The following is a 17,107-nucleotide window of genomic DNA, read 5'->3' on the forward strand; positions in this document are numbered from 1 at the left end:
ACCAGTTCCCCCAAGTGCAACTGAAGAGAAGGTAGGAAACCGTGAACCCGGTAATCAAGAAATTCCAGTTCGGTCAATCGACCGTAACCCTCGAAACGGGCCGTATCGCCCGTCAGGCGTCCGGTGCCGTACTGGTCACCGTCGACAACGATGTCACCGTGCTGGTCACCGTCGTCGGTGCCAAGCAGGCAGATCCGGGCAAGGGCTTCTTCCCGCTGTCCGTCCACTACCAGGAAAAGACCTACGCTGCCGGCAAGATCCCTGGTGGCTTCTTCAAGCGTGAAGGCCGTCCTTCCGAGAAAGAGACCCTGACCTCGCGACTGATCGACCGTCCGATCCGTCCGCTGTTCCCTGAAGGCTTCATGAACGAAGTGCAGGTCGTCTGCACCGTCGTTTCCACCAGCAAGAAGACCGATCCGGACATCGCTGCGATGATCGGTACCTCGGCTGCCCTGGCTGTTTCCGGCATTCCGTTCGAAGGCCCGATCGGCGCCGCCCGCGTTGCCTTCCACGAAAGCACCGGCTACCTGCTGAACCCGACCTACGAGCAACTGGCTGCCTCCAGCCTGGACATGGTTGTTGCCGGTACCTCCGACGCCGTGCTGATGGTTGAATCCGAAGCCAAGGAACTGACCGAAGACCAGATGCTGGGCGCCGTGCTGTTCGCCCACGACGAGTTCCAGGCCGTGATCCAGGCCGTCAAGGAATTCGCCGCCGAAGCCGCCAAGCCGACCTGGGACTGGAAACCAGCGGTTGCCAACACCGAGCTGCTGAACGCCGTTCGCGCCGAGTTCGGCGAAGCCGTTTCCCAGGGCTACACCATCACCGTCAAGGCCGACCGTTACGCTCGCCTGGGCGAACTGCGCGACCAGGCGGTTGCCAAGTTCTCCGGCGAAGAAGGCCAGCCGAGCGCTGGTGAAGTGAAGGACATCTTCGGCGAGATCGAATACCGCACCGTTCGCGAAAACATCGTCAACGGCAAGCCACGTATCGACGGCCGCGACACCAAGACCGTTCGTCCACTGAACATCGAAGTCGGTGTTCTGCCGAAGACCCACGGTTCGGCACTGTTCACCCGTGGCGAGACCCAGGCGCTGGTCGTGGCGACCCTCGGTACTGCCCGTGACGCACAGCTGCTGGATACCCTGGAAGGCGAGAAGAAAGACCCCTTCATGCTGCACTACAACTTCCCTCCGTTCTCGGTGGGCGAGTGTGGTCGCATGGGCGGTGCTGGTCGTCGCGAAATCGGTCACGGTCGTCTGGCTCGTCGTTCGGTCCAGGCCATGCTGCCGGCAGCTGACGTATTCCCTTACACCATCCGCGTGGTATCGGAAATCACCGAATCCAACGGCTCCAGCTCCATGGCTTCGGTCTGCGGTGCTTCCCTGGCCCTGATGGACGCCGGTGTACCGATGAAGGCGCCGGTTGCCGGTATCGCCATGGGTCTGGTCAAGGAAGGCGAGAAGTTCGCCATCCTGACCGACATCCTGGGTGACGAAGACCACCTGGGCGACATGGACTTCAAGGTTGCCGGTACCGCCAAAGGCGTTACCGCACTGCAGATGGACATCAAGATCAACGGCATCACCGAAGAGATCATGGAAATCGCCCTGGGCCAGGCCCTGGAAGCGCGCCTGAACATCCTCGGCCAGATGAACCAGATCATTGGCCAGTCCCGCAGCGAGCTGTCGGAAAACGCGCCGACCATGATCGCGATGAAGATCGACACCGACAAGATCCGCGACGTCATCGGCAAGGGCGGCGCCACCATTCGCGCCATCTGCGAAGAAACCAAGGCTTCGATCGACATCGAAGACGATGGCTCGATCAAGATCTTCGGCGAGACCAAGGACGCTGCTGAAGCGGCTCGTCAGCGCGTACTGAGCATCACCGCCGAGGCCGAGATCGGCAAGATCTACGTCGGCAAGGTAGAGCGCATCGTCGACTTCGGTGCCTTCGTCAACATCCTGCCTGGCAAGGACGGCCTGGTGCACATCTCGATGCTGAGCGATGCCCGCGTCGAGAAAGTCACCGACGTGCTGAAGGAAGGCCAGGAAGTCGAAGTGCTGGTACTGGACGTGGACAACCGCGGTCGTATCAAGCTGTCGATCAAGGACGTTGCCGCAGCCAAGGCTTCGGGCGTCTGATTCACGGCTACACGCGTTGAAAGAAAGGGTCCTTCGGGACCCTTTTTTTATGCGCGGGCCCTGTGGGAGTGGGGCCGCGTGATTCTTTCGAGGAACTTGCATCTTGCAAGCGAAACGGCAGGCCACTTTGCAAATTGCACGATCCAGCAAAATGTCTGTCTTTATAAGTTGCTGTTTTTAAAGGATTTTATTTGAGAGAAAAGTTGGCACAGCGTTCGCAATAACCAGAGTACCCCTGCTGCCAGGAACCTCGGCGCAGACTTTTCGAAAAACAGGAGTGTCTCGTATGAAGAAGTTCGCTATTGCTGCTGCCACCGCTACTGCCCTGACCCTGACCATGGCCAACGTAGCGTTCGCTCAACAATCCACCCAGGCTCCGATGATGCTCGCAGCCGGTGAAGTGACCAAGGCCAAGGAAGCCACTTCCGACACCTGGATCACCACCAAGGTCAAAGCTGACCTGCTGACCGAGAAAGGTATTCCTGGCAGCGACATCAAGGTCGAAACCAACAAGGGTGTGGTTTCCCTGTCCTCCGACGTGAAAGTGACCGACTCGCAGAAAGAAATGGCGGTCGCCATCACCAAGAAAATCAAAGGTGTTCAGGCCGTATCGGCTGATGGCCTGAAAGCAGAGTAATTTTAGTCCCGCTCGCTGATCCTGACGGTTCATGCGACAGCCCAAAGGGATTTGGGCGACCCGAGCCCCGGCCTTGCGCCGGGGCTCACCTTTTTCCGCGACCGGTCAGTCGGCGTCCAGGTGCAGGGGGGAGATCACTCGACCGTCGGACTCGGCCTGGCCAAGGCTGGCATCGACGAAGAACACCCGGTCGTCCGCAAGCTGGCCCTTGTCCACCAGGTAGTCCTTGATGCTGCTGGCCCGGGCCTGGCCCAGCTGGCGCAGCAGCACCGTGCTTTCCGCCCAGGTCTTGAGCACCGCGTCACGCAGGTTGCCGACCCGTTGCTTGGTGTCCAACTGTTCCCATTCCTTGGGTGGCTGCTGTTTCAGACGGGTGCGGTAGATACCTTCGAGCATGGCCGGCTTGTCGTCTTCCGGCACTTGCAGCATCGAGGCCTGGGCCGGCACCTTGTCGCCACGGCGCTGGAGCATCTTGTAGTAGGTGCTCTGGTATTCCCTCTCCAGGCGCTGCTCGGCGATCAACGGGCCGTCGCTGCTCTGGGCGCTGGTGCCCTCGATCTCCAGGCGCAGGGCCGGACGGTCCTTGAGCGCCGTCGCCAGCTTGTCCAGCGATCCCTGGGCGTCCGCACTCAGGTCGCTGGAGCCGGGGGCGAAGGCAACCGTACCGAGGTCTTCGGCACCACCGCCGGCGATCAGCCCGCCGATGAAGTTGAACGGCGCCTGCACCGCGCGCAGCACCAGATTGCGCAGGGTCTGCCAGACGATCGGCATCACGCTGAACTGCGGGTTGTTGAGGTCGCCGGTGACCGGCAGTTCGATGGAGATCTTGCCCTCGGTGTCCTTGAGCAGGGCCACTGCCAGGCGGATCGGCAGGTCCACGGCGTCTGGGCTGTCGACCTTCTCGCCCAGTTGCAGTTGTTCCACCACCACCTTGTTCTCGGCCTTGAGCTGGCCATTGGTGATCAGGTAGTGCAGGTCGAGATTGAGCCGGCCTTTGCGGATGCGGTAGCCGGCGAACTTGCCGGAGTAGGGGGTCAGGGTGGTCAGTTCGACGCGGCGGAAACTGGTGGCGATATCCAGGCTGGCCAGCGGGTTGAATGGATTGAGTGCACCCTTGATGGTGACCGGGGCATAGCGGTCGACCTTGCCCTTCACATCCACCTTGGCCGGCTTCGGCTGGCGGTTGTCGATGGTGCCGATCTGCCCGTTGAGTTGCTGGACCGCAGTGGCGAAGTTCGGTGTCAGGCTGAAGTCGGCGAAGTTCGCCGAGCCGTCGTTGATGTCGATCTCGCCGATGTGGATGCCCATGGGCTTGTCGTTGCCCGGGGCAGCCTTGGCCTGGGTCTTGCCGGTACTGCCTGCCGGCTGCGGGATCAGCAGGTCGTCAACGTTGGTAGTGCGGTCTTCGTTGATCATGAAGCGCGCATAAGGCTGTTGCAGGTTGACCTTGCCGATACTCAGGGCGTCGCCATGGCGATACTCGATGGCGTCCAGGTCGAGTTGCTGCCATTTGACAAAGTCACGGTCCTTGATGGTGTCGAGGGTGTGCAACTGGTTGACCCGTGCCTTGCCGGTAATGTTGAAGGCCAATGGCTCGGTGCTCTTCAGGTCGATATTGAGGTCGCTGCCGAGCATGCCGCTGCGCAGTTCGAGACGGATGAACGGGCTGATATACGACTGGGCGATGCGCAGGTCGATGTCCTGGGTGCTGACCTTGAGCTTGGCCGTGACTGGCGCCAGGTTGACCTCGCCCGCTGCCTGCAGCTTGCCCTGCTTGCCGATACCGCTGTCGAGCTTCAGGGTGAAAGGCGACTTGTTCAGGCTGTCGAAGTTCTGCAGATCGGCGTTCAGCGGGCCTACGTCCAGGGTGACCGGCTGCTTCTGCGTGCGGTCGGCCAAGTGGACCTGGTAGTTGCGTAACTGGGTGTCTTTCAGCAGGACCTGCCAGGGTTTGTCCTCGACGGCTTTTTCCTTGGGCGTCGGCTCGGCGGTGGCCGGTTCGGCCTTCTCCTTCGGGGTGGCCTTGGGTGGCTGGCTGGCGAAGAGCTTCTGCCAGTCCAGTTGCCCGTCGGACTCCAGGGCCGCCCAGGTTTCCAGCTGCTCGCTGCGGATCTTGCCGACGGTGACCAACTGCTTGGCCAGGTCGATGGAAGTTTCGCTGACATCCAGCTTGGCCAGGCGCACCAGCGGGCGCCCATCCGGGGCCTTGATGGCAAAGGCCGACACGTTCAGTGCGGTGTTTTCCAGCAACAGTTCGGTCTGCTTGCCGAGGCTGAAGTTGTAGTCGCTCTGCAGGTTGTAGGTGCCGTCCTCCAGCACCAGTGGCACCGCGTCGCGGACATAGGGCCAGAAGGCCTTCATCTTGGCGTCGCTGACCTTCAGCGAGCCTTTCGAAGCGATCGGTGAAAGGCTGAAGGTACCTTTCCAATCGATCTGCCCCCCGTTGGGACCGGTGGCCACCAAGGTCATGTCGGTGTTGTCGTCAGGCAGGGTGCTGAGCTTTTTCAGCTCCAGGTTCATGTCGTCGTAGAGGAACTCGATCGGCTCGCTGGGGCGGGCATCTTCGAAATGCACATAGCCACCGGCCAGCTTGATGCTGTCGATACGCAGGGGGAAGGGATCGCTGGCCGGCTCTTCGGGCTTGGGCTCGCTGGGCGGCAACTTGAACAGATTGACCAGGTTGAGCTGGCCGTCCTTGGCGAACAGCACTTCGGTACGAGGCTTGATCAGTTCGACCTGCTTCAGGTGCAGGGCCTTGGTCCACAGGCTGTCCACCTGCAGGTTGGCGTAGAGCTTCTCGAAGCCGATCTGCTCCTTTCCGGGCTCGCCGATCTGCAGGCCCCAGACGGTCAGCTCCAGGCTGAACGGGTTGAGTTCGATACGCTGCAGGTGCGCGGGAACGGTGGCGTACTGCGCCAGTTGCTGGTTAGCAATACGAAGGGCAATGCCAGGAAGGATGAAAAAGCCGAGAAGGCTGTACAGGGCCAGTGCAACCAGCAAGGCGCCAAGGGCGCGGGTCAATCCTTTGTGCATGTGCGGCATCTGCGTGAAGAGCGGGACGCTTAGAGTATGGCACGTTAATCGAGTTCCGATGGCTGTCGGCTGATCCGACAGCGCACGTATTGCCCGGCCTAGAGGTGCAGTACCAAGGTTTTCAGCGGAGGCCGGCTGTCCTGGGAGGGGAAGTCGGCGGCCGGTGAGATCACCTGCCATTCGCGGACCGGGCGCCCGGCTTTTTCTGCACAGCGCAGGACCAGCTCGCGCCAGTCGTCCATGTCGACCTTGGCCAGGTTGTTGTTGCAGATCAGCACGCCGTCATCGGCGGTGGTCAGCAAGGCGGGCTTGAGCAGGCTCTGGTAGTCGCGCAGCAGGTCGACAGTGCCGAAGGCGCTCTTGGCCCAGGCTGGCGGGTCGAGGAATACCAGGTCGAACTGACGGGCTTCAAGGCGTGGATAAGAGGGCAGTTTCTGTCCGCGGCGTTGGCTGATTGGCAGTCCGGCCAGTTGGCGGATCGCCGGGAAATAATCGGATTGGACGAAGTCCATCGGTGCCAGCTGTGGATTGAGTGCCCCGTTTTCACGGCCTACGGCCAGGTTGCCCTCGGCAAAGTCCAGGTTGCACACCTCGCGGGCGCCACCGGCCGCAGCGGCCAGGCCGACGCCGCAGGTGTAGGCGAACAGGTTGAGTATGCTCTTGCCAGCGCTGTGGCGCTTGACCCAGCCGCGGGCGTGCCGCAGGTCGAGAAACAGCAGCGGGTCCTGGCCCGCGTGGCGGCCGCGGACGCGGTAGTTCAGGCCCCATTCGTGACCGACCATGTCTTCCAAGGCCACGTCGCTGGCCTGGTACACGGCGTCATGCCGGTCGACCCGGCTGTTGCCCCGGGAACGGTCGTTGTAAACCAGCAGCAGGGGCTGGCCGAGGCGCAGCTCGATGGACGCGTGCAGGTCCAGCAGTGCGTCGCGGTCGAGGGTCTGGTGGAAGCTCTGCACCAGCAGTTGCGGGCCGTAGCGGTCGGCGGTCAGGCCGGGTGCGCCTTCCTGGCTGCCGTGGAACAGGCGATAGCAATCGGTGCCCTGGGCATGCAGTTGGGCGAGAAGGGATTGGCGGGCGTCGAGGGCGGCGCGCAGCGCCTGGTTCAAGGAGGACATGCACGTGGCCTTGGTTGCGGGCGTGCAGTTTACCAGTTGTGCGGCGGGGAGGGGCTTGGGCGGCCCCTCCCGCGTCGATCAGCGCTCGATGGCCAGGGCCACGCCCTGGCCGCCACCGATGCACAGGGTGGCAAGGCCTTTCTTGGCGTCGCGCTTGATCATTTCATGCAGCAGGGTGACCAAGACGCGGCAGCCCGAAGCACCGATTGGGTGGCCGATGGCGATGGCGCCGCCGTTGACGTTGACCTTCGATGCATCCCAGCCCAGCTCCTTGCCGACCGACAGGGCCTGGGCGGCGAAGGCTTCGTTGGCTTCGATCAGGTCGAGTTGGTCGAGGGTCCAGCCGGCCTTGTCCAGGCAGCGACGGGTGGCGCTGACCGGGCCGATGCCCATGATCGCCGGGTCGACGCCGGCGTTGGCGTAGGCCTTGATCCGCGCCAGAACCGGCAGCTCCAGTTCCTGGGCTTTGGCCGCGCTCATCAGCAGCACCGCAGCGGCACCGTCGTTCAGCGAGGAGGCGTTGCCGGCGGTGACCGTACCGTCTTTCTTGAAGGCCGGCTTGAGTTTGCCTAGCGCTTCGGCGGTGGTGCCGGCGCGGGGTTGCTCGTCGGTGGTGAAGGCGAGCGGATCGCCTTTGCGCTGCGGGATCAGGATCGGTGTGATTTCATCGACGAAGCGTCCGGCCTCGATGGCGGCGGCGGCCTTCTGCTGGGAGGCGGCGGCGAAGGCGTCTTGCTCCTCGCGGCTGATGCCGTACTTCTCCACCAGATTCTCGGCGGTGATACCCATGTGGTAATCGTTGAAGGCATCCCACAGGCCGTCAGTGATCATGCTGTCGATCAGACTGGCGTGGCCCATGCGCAGGCCGGTGCGGGCGCCGGGCATGACGTAGTTGGACAGGCTCATGTTCTCCTGGCCGCCGGCGATGATGATCTCGGCATCGCCGCAACGAATGGCTTGGGTGGCCAGGTGCAGGGCCTTGAGACCGGAGCCGCAGACTTTGTTCAGGGTCATGGCGGGCACGGCGTGGGGCAGGCCGGCCTTGATCGCGGCCTGGCGGGCGGGGTTTTGCCCGGCGCCGGCGGTGAGTACCTGGCCGAGGATCACTTCATCGACCAGTTCACCGTCCAGGCCGGTTTGGGCCAGGAGCTGGCGGATCACTGCGGCGCCGAGGTCAGCGGCGGGAATATTGGCCAGCGCGCCCTGGAAGCTGCCGACCGCAGTTCGGGTGGCGGCGACGATTACGACATCTTGCATGCTCTAGTCCTCTGTATTGTTCGTTTCGACATGGAGTCTGCGGTGGGCTCGCGCATAGTCGCATAGATGACGGGTGGATGGGGACCGAGAAGCAGGCCCAGGTCAGGCAATCCCCATCCGCCGCCGCGCCCGATGCGCCGAACCATCGCGCATGGCCCAGCGCAGCACCGGCGCAACCCTGTGCATGCCCATGTCGATCACGCCGTGCTTCACAGCCCCCAGCCGCAGCCCGAGCATGTCCCCCGCCCATTCCGGCAATAGCCCGATCCCCGCCTGCATCATCAGGCTTCCTACCGGCTGAGCCAGCCGGCTCGGCGCCGGTGCCGCCAGCAGCACCCGCACCACCTCCAGGCTGCGCTCGTCGCAGCGCAGTTGCGGACGCATGTTGCGCAGATAGTCCGCCACTTCCTGGCGCGACCGCGGCACGTTGCGCGCGCCAAGACGCTCGGCGACCAGGGCAATCTCGTTGTAGTAGGCATCCTGCGCCGCATCGCTGAGGTGTGGATTGCGGTAACGCAGGTGCGCAGCGAGAAAACTGCGCACCTCGGCGACATGCACCCAGGTCAGCAAGTCAGGGTCGCTGGCGGCATAGGATTGGCCATCCGGGGTCGTGCCGAGCACTTGCAGGTGGATCGTCTTGACCCGCTCGATCAGCCAGTCGGCGTCCCGGGTGGAGCCGAAAGTGGTACCGGAGATGAACTGGCTGGTGCGGCGCAGACGGCCGAGCATGTCCTGGCGGAAATTGGAGTGATCCCAGACGCCGGCCAGGGCGAGGGGGTGGAGGGCTTGCAAGAGCAGGGCGCTGATGCCGCCGACCAGCATGCTGGGGAAATCGCCGTGGACTTGCCAACTGACGCTCTGCGGACCGAACAGGCCGGGGTCGCCCTTGGGGTTTTCCAGATCGAGCTGGCCGAGGGCGAGGCCGGTGAGGCTCATCAACTGGGTTTCGATGCGGCGACGTAGGGCTTCCATGGATACCTTGCTATGCGGGGGCCGAGGGGGCCTGCATAGCAGGCCCGGATCCAGGCGACTTTGTATCAGGTATTCAACCGCTTATCGATCAACCCCTGTACCACCCCCGGATCTGCCAGGGTCGAGGTATCCCCGAGGCTGTCCAGCTCATTGCAGGCAATCTTGCGCAGGATCCGTCGCATGATCTTGCCCGAGCGCGTCTTGGGTAGCGCCGGCGCCCACTGGATCAGTTCCGGCTTGGCGAAGCTGCCGATTTCCTTGCTGACCAGCGCCAGCAGTTCTTGCCTCAACTGATCGTCCGGTTCAATGCCCTTCATCGGCGTGACGAAGGCATAGATGCCCTGGCCTTTCACATCATGGGGATAGCCCACCACCGCGGCCTCGGCGATGCTGTCGTGCAGTACCAATGCACTCTCCACCTCGGCAGTGCCGATGCGATGCCCGGACACATTGATCACGTCATCGATACGCCCGGTTATCCACAGGTCGCCTTGCTCGTCGCGGCGGGCGCCGTCGCCGGTGAAGTAGTAGCCCGGGAACGGCTTGAAGTAGGTATCAACCATGCGCTGGTGATCGCCGTACACGCTGCGGATCTGCGCCGGCCAACTGGCCTTGATCGCTAGCAACCCGGCCCCGGCGCCTTCGATCACCTTGCCTTTTTCGTCCAGCAGTACCGGCTGCACGCCGAACATTGGCCGGGTCGCGCAGCCGGGCTTGATATGTCGGTTGCTGATCAGCGGGGTGAGCATGATGCCGCCCGTCTCGGTCTGCCACCAGGTGTCGACGATAGGGCAGCGTTGCTCGCCGACCTCGTTGAAATACCACTCCCAGGCTTCCGGATTGATCGGCTCGCCGACGCTGCCGAGCAGGCGCAGGCTTTTGCGCGACGTGCCTTTCAACGGGCCTTCGCCTTCGCGCATCAGCGCACGCAGGGCGGTGGGCGCGGTATAGAAAATATTCACCTTGTGCTTGTCCACCACCTGCCAGAAGCGCGAGGCATCCGGGTAGTTCGGCACGCCTTCGAACATCAGGCTGGTGGCGCCGTTGGCCAGCGGGCCATAGACGATGTAGCTGTGCCCGGTGACCCAGCCGACGTCAGCGCTACACCAGAACACCTCGCCTTCGCGGTAGTCGAAGACCACCTTGAAGGTCAGGGTCGCCTGCAGCAGGTAGCCGGCGGTGGTGTGCAGCACGCCCTTGGGCTTGCCGGTGCTGCCGGAGGTATAGAGGATGAACAGCGGGTCCTCGGCGTCCATCGGCTCGGGCGGACAGACCTCGCTGGCAGCGGCAGTGGCCTCGTGGTACCAGAGATCGCGCGTCTCGTCCCAGTCGACCTTGCCGCCGGTACGCCGTACCACCACCACGCTGCTGACGTTCGGGCAACTGGCCAGCGCCTTGTCGACGTTCTGTTTCAGGGCGACGGTCTTGCCGCCGCGAACGCCTTCGTCGGCGGTGATCACGGTACGGCAGTCGGCGTCGAGGATGCGATCGCGCAGGGCATCCGGCGAGAAGCCGCCGAACACCACGGAATGGATAGCGCCGATGCGTGCGCAGGCAAGCATGGCGAAGGCGGCTTCGGGAATCATCGGCATGTAGATGCACACCCGGTCGCCTTTCTTCACGCCGCGCTGCTTGAGCACGTTGGCCAGGCGGCAGACCTGCTGGTGGACCTGGCGGTAGCTGAGGCTGGCGGAGCGGCTGGGGTCGTCACCTTCCCAGATGAACGCGGGCTGGTCGCCGCGGGTTTCCAGGTGGCGGTCGAGGCAGTTGTAGCTGACGTTGAGCCTGGCGTTCTTGAACCAGATGGCCTTGCCGCTGCGGATGTCGCAATCCTGGATCATGCTCCATGGGCTGATCCAGTCCAGGCGGCGCGCCTGTTCGCTCCAGAACTGCTCGGGTTGCTCGATGGATTGGCGATAGAGCCGGTCGTAGTCGCCCTGGCTCAGTTCGGCGGCACGGCTGACGGCATCGGCTTGGGGGAATTGACTGATATCGAACATGGGCACGCAACCTGTCCTGTCGTTATGGGACGGCGTGCCTTCATCGACGGCGAAGCAGCCTGCGCCGTGATACTCGAAGGCAGCCGGATCAGGACAGTGTAGTCGCTGCCCCCGGCCATGTTCGGGGGCAGCGACCGGGGGTCAGCCGCGGTGGCGGCCGCGGAAGTAGTTGATCAGACCCTGGGTCGAGGCATCCTCTGCAGGCTCCTCGATACCGCCGGTCAGACGCTGGTAGACGCCCTTGCCGAGCTCCTTGCCCAGTTCCACGCCCCACTGGTCGAAGGCGTTGATACCCCAGATCACGCTCTGCACGAACACCTTGTGCTCATACATCGCTACCAGCGCGCCAAGACGCCGCGGGCTGATCCGCTCGACCACAAGGGTGTTGCTCGGACGGTTGCCCGGGATGACCTTGTGCGGCGCCAGTTTCTGCACGTCCGCCTCGCTCAGGCCTTTGTTGCGCAGCTCGGCTTCGGCCTCGCCGCGGGTCTTGCCGAGCATCAGCGCCTGGCTCTGCGACAGACAGTTGGCGTACAGCCATTGGTGATGGTCGGACACCGGGTTGAAGCTCACTACCGGAACGATGAAGTCGGCCGGGATCAGCTGGGTGCCCTGGTGCAACAACTGGTGGTAGGCATGCTGGCCGTTGCAACCGACGCCACCCCAGATCACCGGACCGGTGTCATGGTTGACCGGCGTGCCGTCCTGGCGCACGTGCTTGCCATTGGATTCCATGTCCAGTTGCTGCAGGTGCTTGGTGATGTTGCGCAGGTAATGGTCGTACGGCAGGATCGCGTGGCTCTGCGCACCCCAGAAGTTGCCGTACCACACGCCGAGCAGGGCCAGCAGCACCGGCATGTTTTGTTCGAACGGGGCGTTCTGGAAATGCTGGTCCATGGTGTAGGCACCGGACAGCAGTTCCTTGAAGTTGGCGGTGCCGATGGCCAGGGCGATCGGCAGGCCGATGGCCGACCACAGCGAGTAGCGCCCGCCGACCCAGTCCCACATCGGGAAGATGTTCTCTTCGCGAATGCCGAAGGCTACGGCTGCCGCCTTGTTGCTGGAAACGGCGATGAAGTGGCGGTACAACTCGGCTTCCGAACCGCCCTGGGCCAGGTACCAGGCGCGGGCGGCCTGGGCGTTCTTCAGGGTTTCCAGGGTGTTGAACGACTTCGACGAGACGATGAACAGGGTGGTCTCGGCGCGGATATTGGCCGCCAGCTCATGGAACTCGCTGCCGTCGATGTTCGCCAGGTAGTGGCAACGTACGCCGCGCTGGGCGTAAGGCAGCAGGGCTTCGGAGACCAGTTCAGGGCCGAGGAAGGAGCCGCCGATGCCGATGTTGACCACGTCGGTGATCGGCTTCTCGCTGTAGCCGCGCCACAGGCCGTCATGGATCTTGCCGACCAGTTCGGTGACCTGGTTGAGCACCTTGTGCACTTCCGGCATCACGTTGACACCATTCACGCTGAGCTTGTCGCCTACCGGGCGGCGCAGTGCAGTGTGCAGCGCCGGCCGACCTTCCGAGGCGTTGACGATCTCGCCGGCGAACAGGGCCTGGATGGCGTCCTTCAGACCGACTTCATTGGCCAGACCGACCAACTTTTCGCGGGTCTCGGCGCTGATCAGGTTTTTCGAGTAGTCGAGGAAGAGGCCGCAACTGCTCAGGGAGAACTGGTTGAAACGTTGCGGGTCGGCGTTGAACGCCTCGCGCATGCTGAAATCCTGCATGGCTTCGCGGTGTTGCTGGAGCGCCTGCCAGGCTGGCAGAGCGGTGACATCATGAGGAGTACGGTAATACGCCATCGCTGCAGGGATCCTTGATTGCTTGAACTGCCTTGGACACGGGGAACGCGTAGCCGTTACCGGCCCGTCGCGGATTATTTCGCGACGGGCCGGTAAAAGCCATTGAGATATGTCATTTCGCTAACAGCCTGCCCTGTGACGATGACGGGGCATCCCTCCAGCTTAGCTGGCGTCGAGATTCAGGTGCAGGTTGTCGATCAGGCGAGTGTTACCGAGGTAGGCTGCGACCAGGATCACCAGGTCACGGTCATCTGCGGTGGCGGGGCGCAGGTTGAGGGCGTGGCGGACTTCCAGGTAGTCGGGCTTGAGGCCTGCGGCGACCAGTGCTTGCTGGCCTTCGGCGATCAGTGCCGGATAGTCGCGGTGCCCCTGGCCGATAGCCTCGGCCAACTGGCTCAGGGTGCGGTACACCACGGGGGCGGTGGCGCGCTGTTCGGCGCTCAGGTAGCCGTTACGCGACGACAGGGCCAGACCGTCTTCGGCGCGCACGGTTGGTTCGCCGATGATCTGGATCGGCATGTTCAGGTCGCGGACCATGGCGCGGATCACTGCCAGTTGCTGGAAGTCCTTCTGGCCGAATACGGCGAGGTCCGGCTGGACCATGTTGAACAGCTTGCTGACTACCGTCGCCACGCCTTCGAAATGTCCTGGGCGGCTTGCACCGCAGAGTCCTTCGGAGAGTTGCGGGACGCTGACCCGGGTCTGCACGCTCATGCCGTCCGGGTACATTTCCTCGACGGTGGGAGCGAACAGCAGGTGGCAACCGGCTTCGAGGAGTTTTTCCTGGTCGGCTGCGAGGGTGCGGGGGTATTTGTCGAGATCTTCGCTGGGGCCGAACTGCAGTGGGTTGACGAAGATGCTGGCGACCACGAAGTCGGCGCGCTGCGCGGCCTTGACCACCAGCGCGGCATGGCCGCTGTGCAGGTTGCCCATGGTTGGTACGAAGGCGATGCGCTTGCCCTCGCCGCGGGCGCGGGCGACCGCGGCGCGCAGCTCAAGAACGCTCTTGACCGTATTCATGCGCTGAACCCGTGTTCGCTGGCGGGGAAGGTCACGTCCTTGACCTCCTTGACATAAGCCTGGAAGGCGCTGGCGATATCTGCCTGGCCAGCCATGAAGTTCTTCACGAACTTCGGCGCGCGACCGCTCAGGGACAGGCCGAGCATGTCGTGCATGACCAGCACCTGGCCGTCGGTAGCACTGCCGGCACCGATGCCGATCACCGGAATGCCCACCGCCTGGGTGATTTCCGCAGCCAGCTCGCTGGGCACACATTCCAGCAGGAGCATGGCCGCACCGGCCTGCTCCAGGGCGATGGCGTCGGCGCGCATCTGCCGTGCCTGGTTTTCCTGACGGCCCTGGACCTTGTAGCCACCGAGGATATTGACCGCCTGCGGCGTCAGTCCGAGGTGGACGCAGGTCGGCACGCCGCGATCGGCCAGCTGGCGAACGGTATCGGCGAGCCAGGCTGCGCCTTCGAGCTTGACCATGTGCGCACCGGCACGCATCAACTCGGCACAGTTGGCGAACGCCTGATCCATGGTGGCATAGGCCATGAACGGTACGTCGGCGAGGATCAGTGCACCTTCGTTGCCGCGCTTGACGCTGGCGATATGGTAGGCCATGTCGGCATTGGTCACGGGCAGGGTGCTGTCATGGCCCTGCAGGACCATCCCCAGGGAGTCGCCTACCAGCAGGATCTCGACGCCGGCACGGGCGGCGACCTGGGCGAAGGTCGCGTCATAGCAGGTCAGCATGGCGATTTTCTCACCCTTGGCCTTGAGGGCCTGCAGGGTGGTCAGGGTTACGTCTGGCATGAAAAGCAATCCTCGTTCAGGCGCTGTGAACAATCACTGCGTACAACGCATGTATTCAACTTCTGGAACGGCACATCATCGAGCGTGGTGTTTGGGTGGACCCGTTCCAGTCCTGGTTACGCCTTGTTTTACGGCACGGGCGTGCCACGGGACGCCTATAGTCGTGAGCGCGGGGAGGGAAGTCAATTGCCGTGTTACCGCATTGTTACGTCAGCGGTGTTACGGGCGTTACCGTGGGGGAAACGCCCGCCTACAGGCGCTCCAGACCGACGAACGGGCAGTCTGCCAGTAGTTGCGCGAGGGATCGCCGGTCTGCCAGGCAGAAGCCTTCGGGCACCAGTTCGGCAAGGGGGTAAAGCACGAAGGGGCGTGCCTGCATATGGTAGTGCGGGACCTTGAGGCGCGGCTCGTCGATCACCTGGTCGGCGTACAGCAGGATATCCAGGTCCAGCGTGCGCGGGCCCCAGCGCTCTTTGCGTTCACGGCCCTGATCCGCCTCGATGCCTTGCAGGGCATCGAGCAGGGCAATGGGGGCAAGCGTGGTATCCAGCGCAGCGACAGCATTGGTGTAGCGTGGCTGGCCTGGAGACAGCGAATCGCTGGCGTAGAAGGACGAGACACCGGCCAACTGGGTGTCCGGCAACTGCGCCAGGGCGTCCAGGGCATTGCGCAGTTGTTCCTGTGGATTGGCCAGGTTGCTGCCCAGGCCAATGTAGACACGCTGCATCGGGCTCACTCGCCGGCACCACCATCGGCCCGGCGGCGCTTGCTCGGACTGCGCTTGCGTTTGCGTGGGCCGGTATTGGCGCCTTCTTCACGACCGCCCAGCTCGCGGATCATCTCGCGGCGCTCGCTTTCGTTGCATTCCTGGTAGTCGGTCCACCACTGGCCGAGGTCATCGGTTTCCTCGCCGGCGCTTTCACGCAGCAGCAGGAAGTCGTAGCCGGCGCGGAAACGCGGGTTGTCCAGGAGCAGGTCGGCGCGCTTGCCGCTGCGCCGAGGCAGGCGTTCCTGCATGTCCCAGATCTCGCGGATCGGCAGGGTGAAGCGCTTCGGAATGGCGATGCGCTGGCACTGCTCGAAGATCAGCTCGTGGGCCGCTTCGTTCATTGCCGGAATCGGCGGCATGCCACGGCTCTGCAGGTACAGCGCGCGGCCCGGCAGGGCTGGCCAGAGCAGGGCGGCGAAGAGGAACGCCGGAGTCACCGGCTTGCCTTGCTTGACCCGCAGGTCGGTGTTGATCAGCGCCTGACTGATCAGCGTGTGGGTGTAGGTCGGCTGCTCTTCGAGGGCCTGGGCACTGGCCGGGAACAGCGGGTCGAACAGTTGCAGGTCGACCAGCATCTCGAAGGTGTCGGCCGCATGGCCGGACAGGAACAGCTTCAACGACTCCTCGAATAGCCGCGCCGCCGGGATTTCCCGCAGCATCGGTGCCAGTTCGCGGATCGGCAGCACGGTGTGCTTCTCGATGCCGAAGTTGAGCTTGGCGGCGAAACGCACCGCGCGCAGCATGCGCACCGGGTCTTCCTGGTAGCGTTGGGTCGGATCACCGATCAGGCGGATCAGGCGGTTGCGGATGTCGTGCACGCCGTTGGCGTAGTCGAGGATGCGCTCGCTGACCGGATCGTAGTACAGCGCGTTGATCGTGAAGTCACGGCGCTGGGCATCTTCTTCCAGGGTGCCGTAGACGTTGTCACGCAGGATCCGTCCGCTTTCGTTGCGGGACGACTGGTGACTGTTTTCTTCTTCGTCGACCGGATGGTTGGCGCGGAAGGTGGCGACCTCGATGATCTCGCGACCGAAATGCACGTGGACCAGCTTGAAGCGACGGCCAATGACCCGCGCGTTGCGGAATTCGGCACGAACCTGCTCCGGCGTGGCGCTGGTGGCGACGTCGAAGTCCTTGGGCGTGATGCCCAGGAGCATGTCACGCACGCAACCACCGACCAGGTAAGCCTGGTAACCGGCGCTTTGCAGGCGCTCGACGATGTTCACCGCGTGGCGGCTGAACTGGTGGCGTTGCAGCGAGTGCTGCGAGTGGTTGATCACCTCAGGCGTCGTGCGGATGTGGTGCTGGACGCGCGCCGGGGGACGGAAAGACTGGAACAGCTTCTTCAGCATGGGATGCACTGTTTGAAGGAATTTTCGGCCAGAAATAGAGAAAGGCCGCATGATGGGCACGGATTCTAGCATTTAGTCGGAAAAGGGTGTAGGCACCCGAGAAACGGGGGATGAAATGACGCGGAAGGGATAGCCAAGGGGCGGAAACTACAAGGGGAGCCGAAGCTCCCCAAGAAGTAGTTGCGTGCTCTTATTGTTTTTT

At 63.3% G+C, this 17,107-nt stretch carries 12 protein-coding genes; 2 read left to right on the plus strand and 10 right to left on the minus strand.

The genetic code is table 11. The features are described from left to right. Nucleotides 1-41: 41 nt before the first annotated feature. The gene (gene pnp / locus AC5QPF_RS04685) at nucleotides 42-2,147 is read left to right on the plus strand and encodes a polyribonucleotide nucleotidyltransferase (protein ID WP_494962217.1); all 2,106 of its coding nucleotides are present in this window, start codon (nucleotides 42-44) and stop codon (nucleotides 2,145-2,147) included. Nucleotides 2,148-2,433: 286 nt separating this feature from the next. Further along, entirely contained in the window at nucleotides 2,434-2,784 is a 351-nt protein-coding gene (locus AC5QPF_RS04690) for a BON domain-containing protein (RefSeq protein ID WP_494962218.1), read from the plus strand. Nucleotides 2,785-2,889: 105 nt separating this feature from the next. Here the strand turns inward: AC5QPF_RS04690 and AC5QPF_RS04695 are convergent, their stop codons facing one another. From AC5QPF_RS04695 to AC5QPF_RS04740, 10 genes are all read right to left on the minus strand, one after another. Further along, entirely contained in the window at nucleotides 2,890-5,817 is a 2,928-nt protein-coding gene (locus AC5QPF_RS04695; protein WP_494962219.1) for a DUF748 domain-containing protein, read from the minus strand. A gap of 98 nt (nucleotides 5,818-5,915) precedes the next feature. Further along, complete coding sequence (locus AC5QPF_RS04700) at nucleotides 5,916-6,932, minus strand: class I SAM-dependent methyltransferase (RefSeq protein WP_494962220.1); 1,017 nt, start codon at nucleotides 6,930-6,932, stop codon at nucleotides 5,916-5,918. Between the two features lie 78 nt (nucleotides 6,933-7,010). Beyond that, a complete protein-coding gene (locus tag AC5QPF_RS04705) occupies nucleotides 7,011-8,189 on the minus strand; it encodes an acetyl-CoA C-acetyltransferase (RefSeq protein WP_494962221.1) in 1,179 nt (392 codons plus the stop codon). A gap of 102 nt (nucleotides 8,190-8,291) precedes the next feature. Beyond that, nucleotides 8,292-9,161 (minus strand): oxygenase MpaB family protein, encoded by an 870-nt coding sequence (locus AC5QPF_RS04710; RefSeq protein WP_494962222.1) that lies wholly within the window; start codon nucleotides 9,159-9,161, stop codon nucleotides 8,292-8,294. A 65-nt stretch (nucleotides 9,162-9,226) separates the two neighbouring features. Beyond that, entirely contained in the window at nucleotides 9,227-11,161 is a 1,935-nt protein-coding gene (gene acs / locus AC5QPF_RS04715) for an acetate--CoA ligase (RefSeq protein ID WP_494962223.1), read from the minus strand. A gap of 141 nt (nucleotides 11,162-11,302) precedes the next feature. Next, complete coding sequence (gene pgi, locus AC5QPF_RS04720; protein WP_494962224.1) at nucleotides 11,303-12,967, minus strand: glucose-6-phosphate isomerase; 1,665 nt, start codon at nucleotides 12,965-12,967, stop codon at nucleotides 11,303-11,305. A 162-nt stretch (nucleotides 12,968-13,129) separates the two neighbouring features. After that, on the minus strand, nucleotides 13,130-13,987 hold the full coding sequence (gene panC / locus AC5QPF_RS04725; protein WP_494962225.1) for a pantoate--beta-alanine ligase: 858 nt from the start codon (nucleotides 13,985-13,987) through the stop codon (nucleotides 13,130-13,132). Continuing rightward, on the minus strand, nucleotides 13,984-14,784 hold the full coding sequence (gene panB, locus AC5QPF_RS04730) for a 3-methyl-2-oxobutanoate hydroxymethyltransferase (protein ID WP_494962226.1): 801 nt from the start codon (nucleotides 14,782-14,784) through the stop codon (nucleotides 13,984-13,986). The genes panC and panB overlap by 4 nt, the downstream gene beginning before the upstream one ends. 250 nt (nucleotides 14,785-15,034) lie before the next feature. Next, complete coding sequence (folK, locus tag AC5QPF_RS04735) at nucleotides 15,035-15,511, minus strand: 2-amino-4-hydroxy-6-hydroxymethyldihydropteridine diphosphokinase (protein ID WP_494962227.1); 477 nt, start codon at nucleotides 15,509-15,511, stop codon at nucleotides 15,035-15,037. 5 nt (nucleotides 15,512-15,516) lie between these two features. Next, nucleotides 15,517-16,905, minus strand: coding sequence for a polynucleotide adenylyltransferase PcnB (locus AC5QPF_RS04740; RefSeq protein ID WP_494962228.1), 1,389 nt, complete (start codon nucleotides 16,903-16,905; stop codon nucleotides 15,517-15,519). Nucleotides 16,906-17,107: the final 202 nt, after the last annotated feature.

The sequence above is a fragment of the Pseudomonas sp. Con_6 genome (assembly GCF_059379395.1).

Excerpts from the sequence above, each read along its gene's own strand:
- panB (WP_494962226.1), bottom strand. The coding sequence starts at position 14,784 with ATGCCAGACGTAACCCTGACCACCCTGCAGGCCCTCAAGGCCAAGGGT.
- folK (WP_494962227.1), bottom strand. The coding sequence starts at position 15,511 with ATGCAGCGTGTCTACATTGGCCTGGGCAGCAACCTGGCCAATCCACAG.
- AC5QPF_RS04705 (WP_494962221.1), bottom strand. The coding sequence starts at position 8,189 with ATGCAAGATGTCGTAATCGTCGCCGCCACCCGAACTGCGGTCGGCAGC.
- AC5QPF_RS04690 (WP_494962218.1), top strand. The coding sequence starts at position 2,434 with ATGAAGAAGTTCGCTATTGCTGCTGCCACCGCTACTGCCCTGACCCTG.
- AC5QPF_RS04700 (WP_494962220.1), bottom strand. The coding sequence starts at position 6,932 with ATGTCCTCCTTGAACCAGGCGCTGCGCGCCGCCCTCGACGCCCGCCAA.
- AC5QPF_RS04740 (WP_494962228.1), bottom strand. The coding sequence starts at position 16,905 with ATGCTGAAGAAGCTGTTCCAGTCTTTCCGTCCCCCGGCGCGCGTCCAG.
- acs (WP_494962223.1), bottom strand. The coding sequence starts at position 11,161 with ATGTTCGATATCAGTCAATTCCCCCAAGCCGATGCCGTCAGCCGTGCC.
- AC5QPF_RS04695 (WP_494962219.1), bottom strand. The coding sequence starts at position 5,817 with ATGCACAAAGGATTGACCCGCGCCCTTGGCGCCTTGCTGGTTGCACTG.
- pgi (WP_494962224.1), bottom strand. The coding sequence starts at position 12,967 with ATGGCGTATTACCGTACTCCTCATGATGTCACCGCTCTGCCAGCCTGG.
- panC (WP_494962225.1), bottom strand. The coding sequence starts at position 13,987 with ATGAATACGGTCAAGAGCGTTCTTGAGCTGCGCGCCGCGGTCGCCCGC.
- AC5QPF_RS04710 (WP_494962222.1), bottom strand. The coding sequence starts at position 9,161 with ATGGAAGCCCTACGTCGCCGCATCGAAACCCAGTTGATGAGCCTCACC.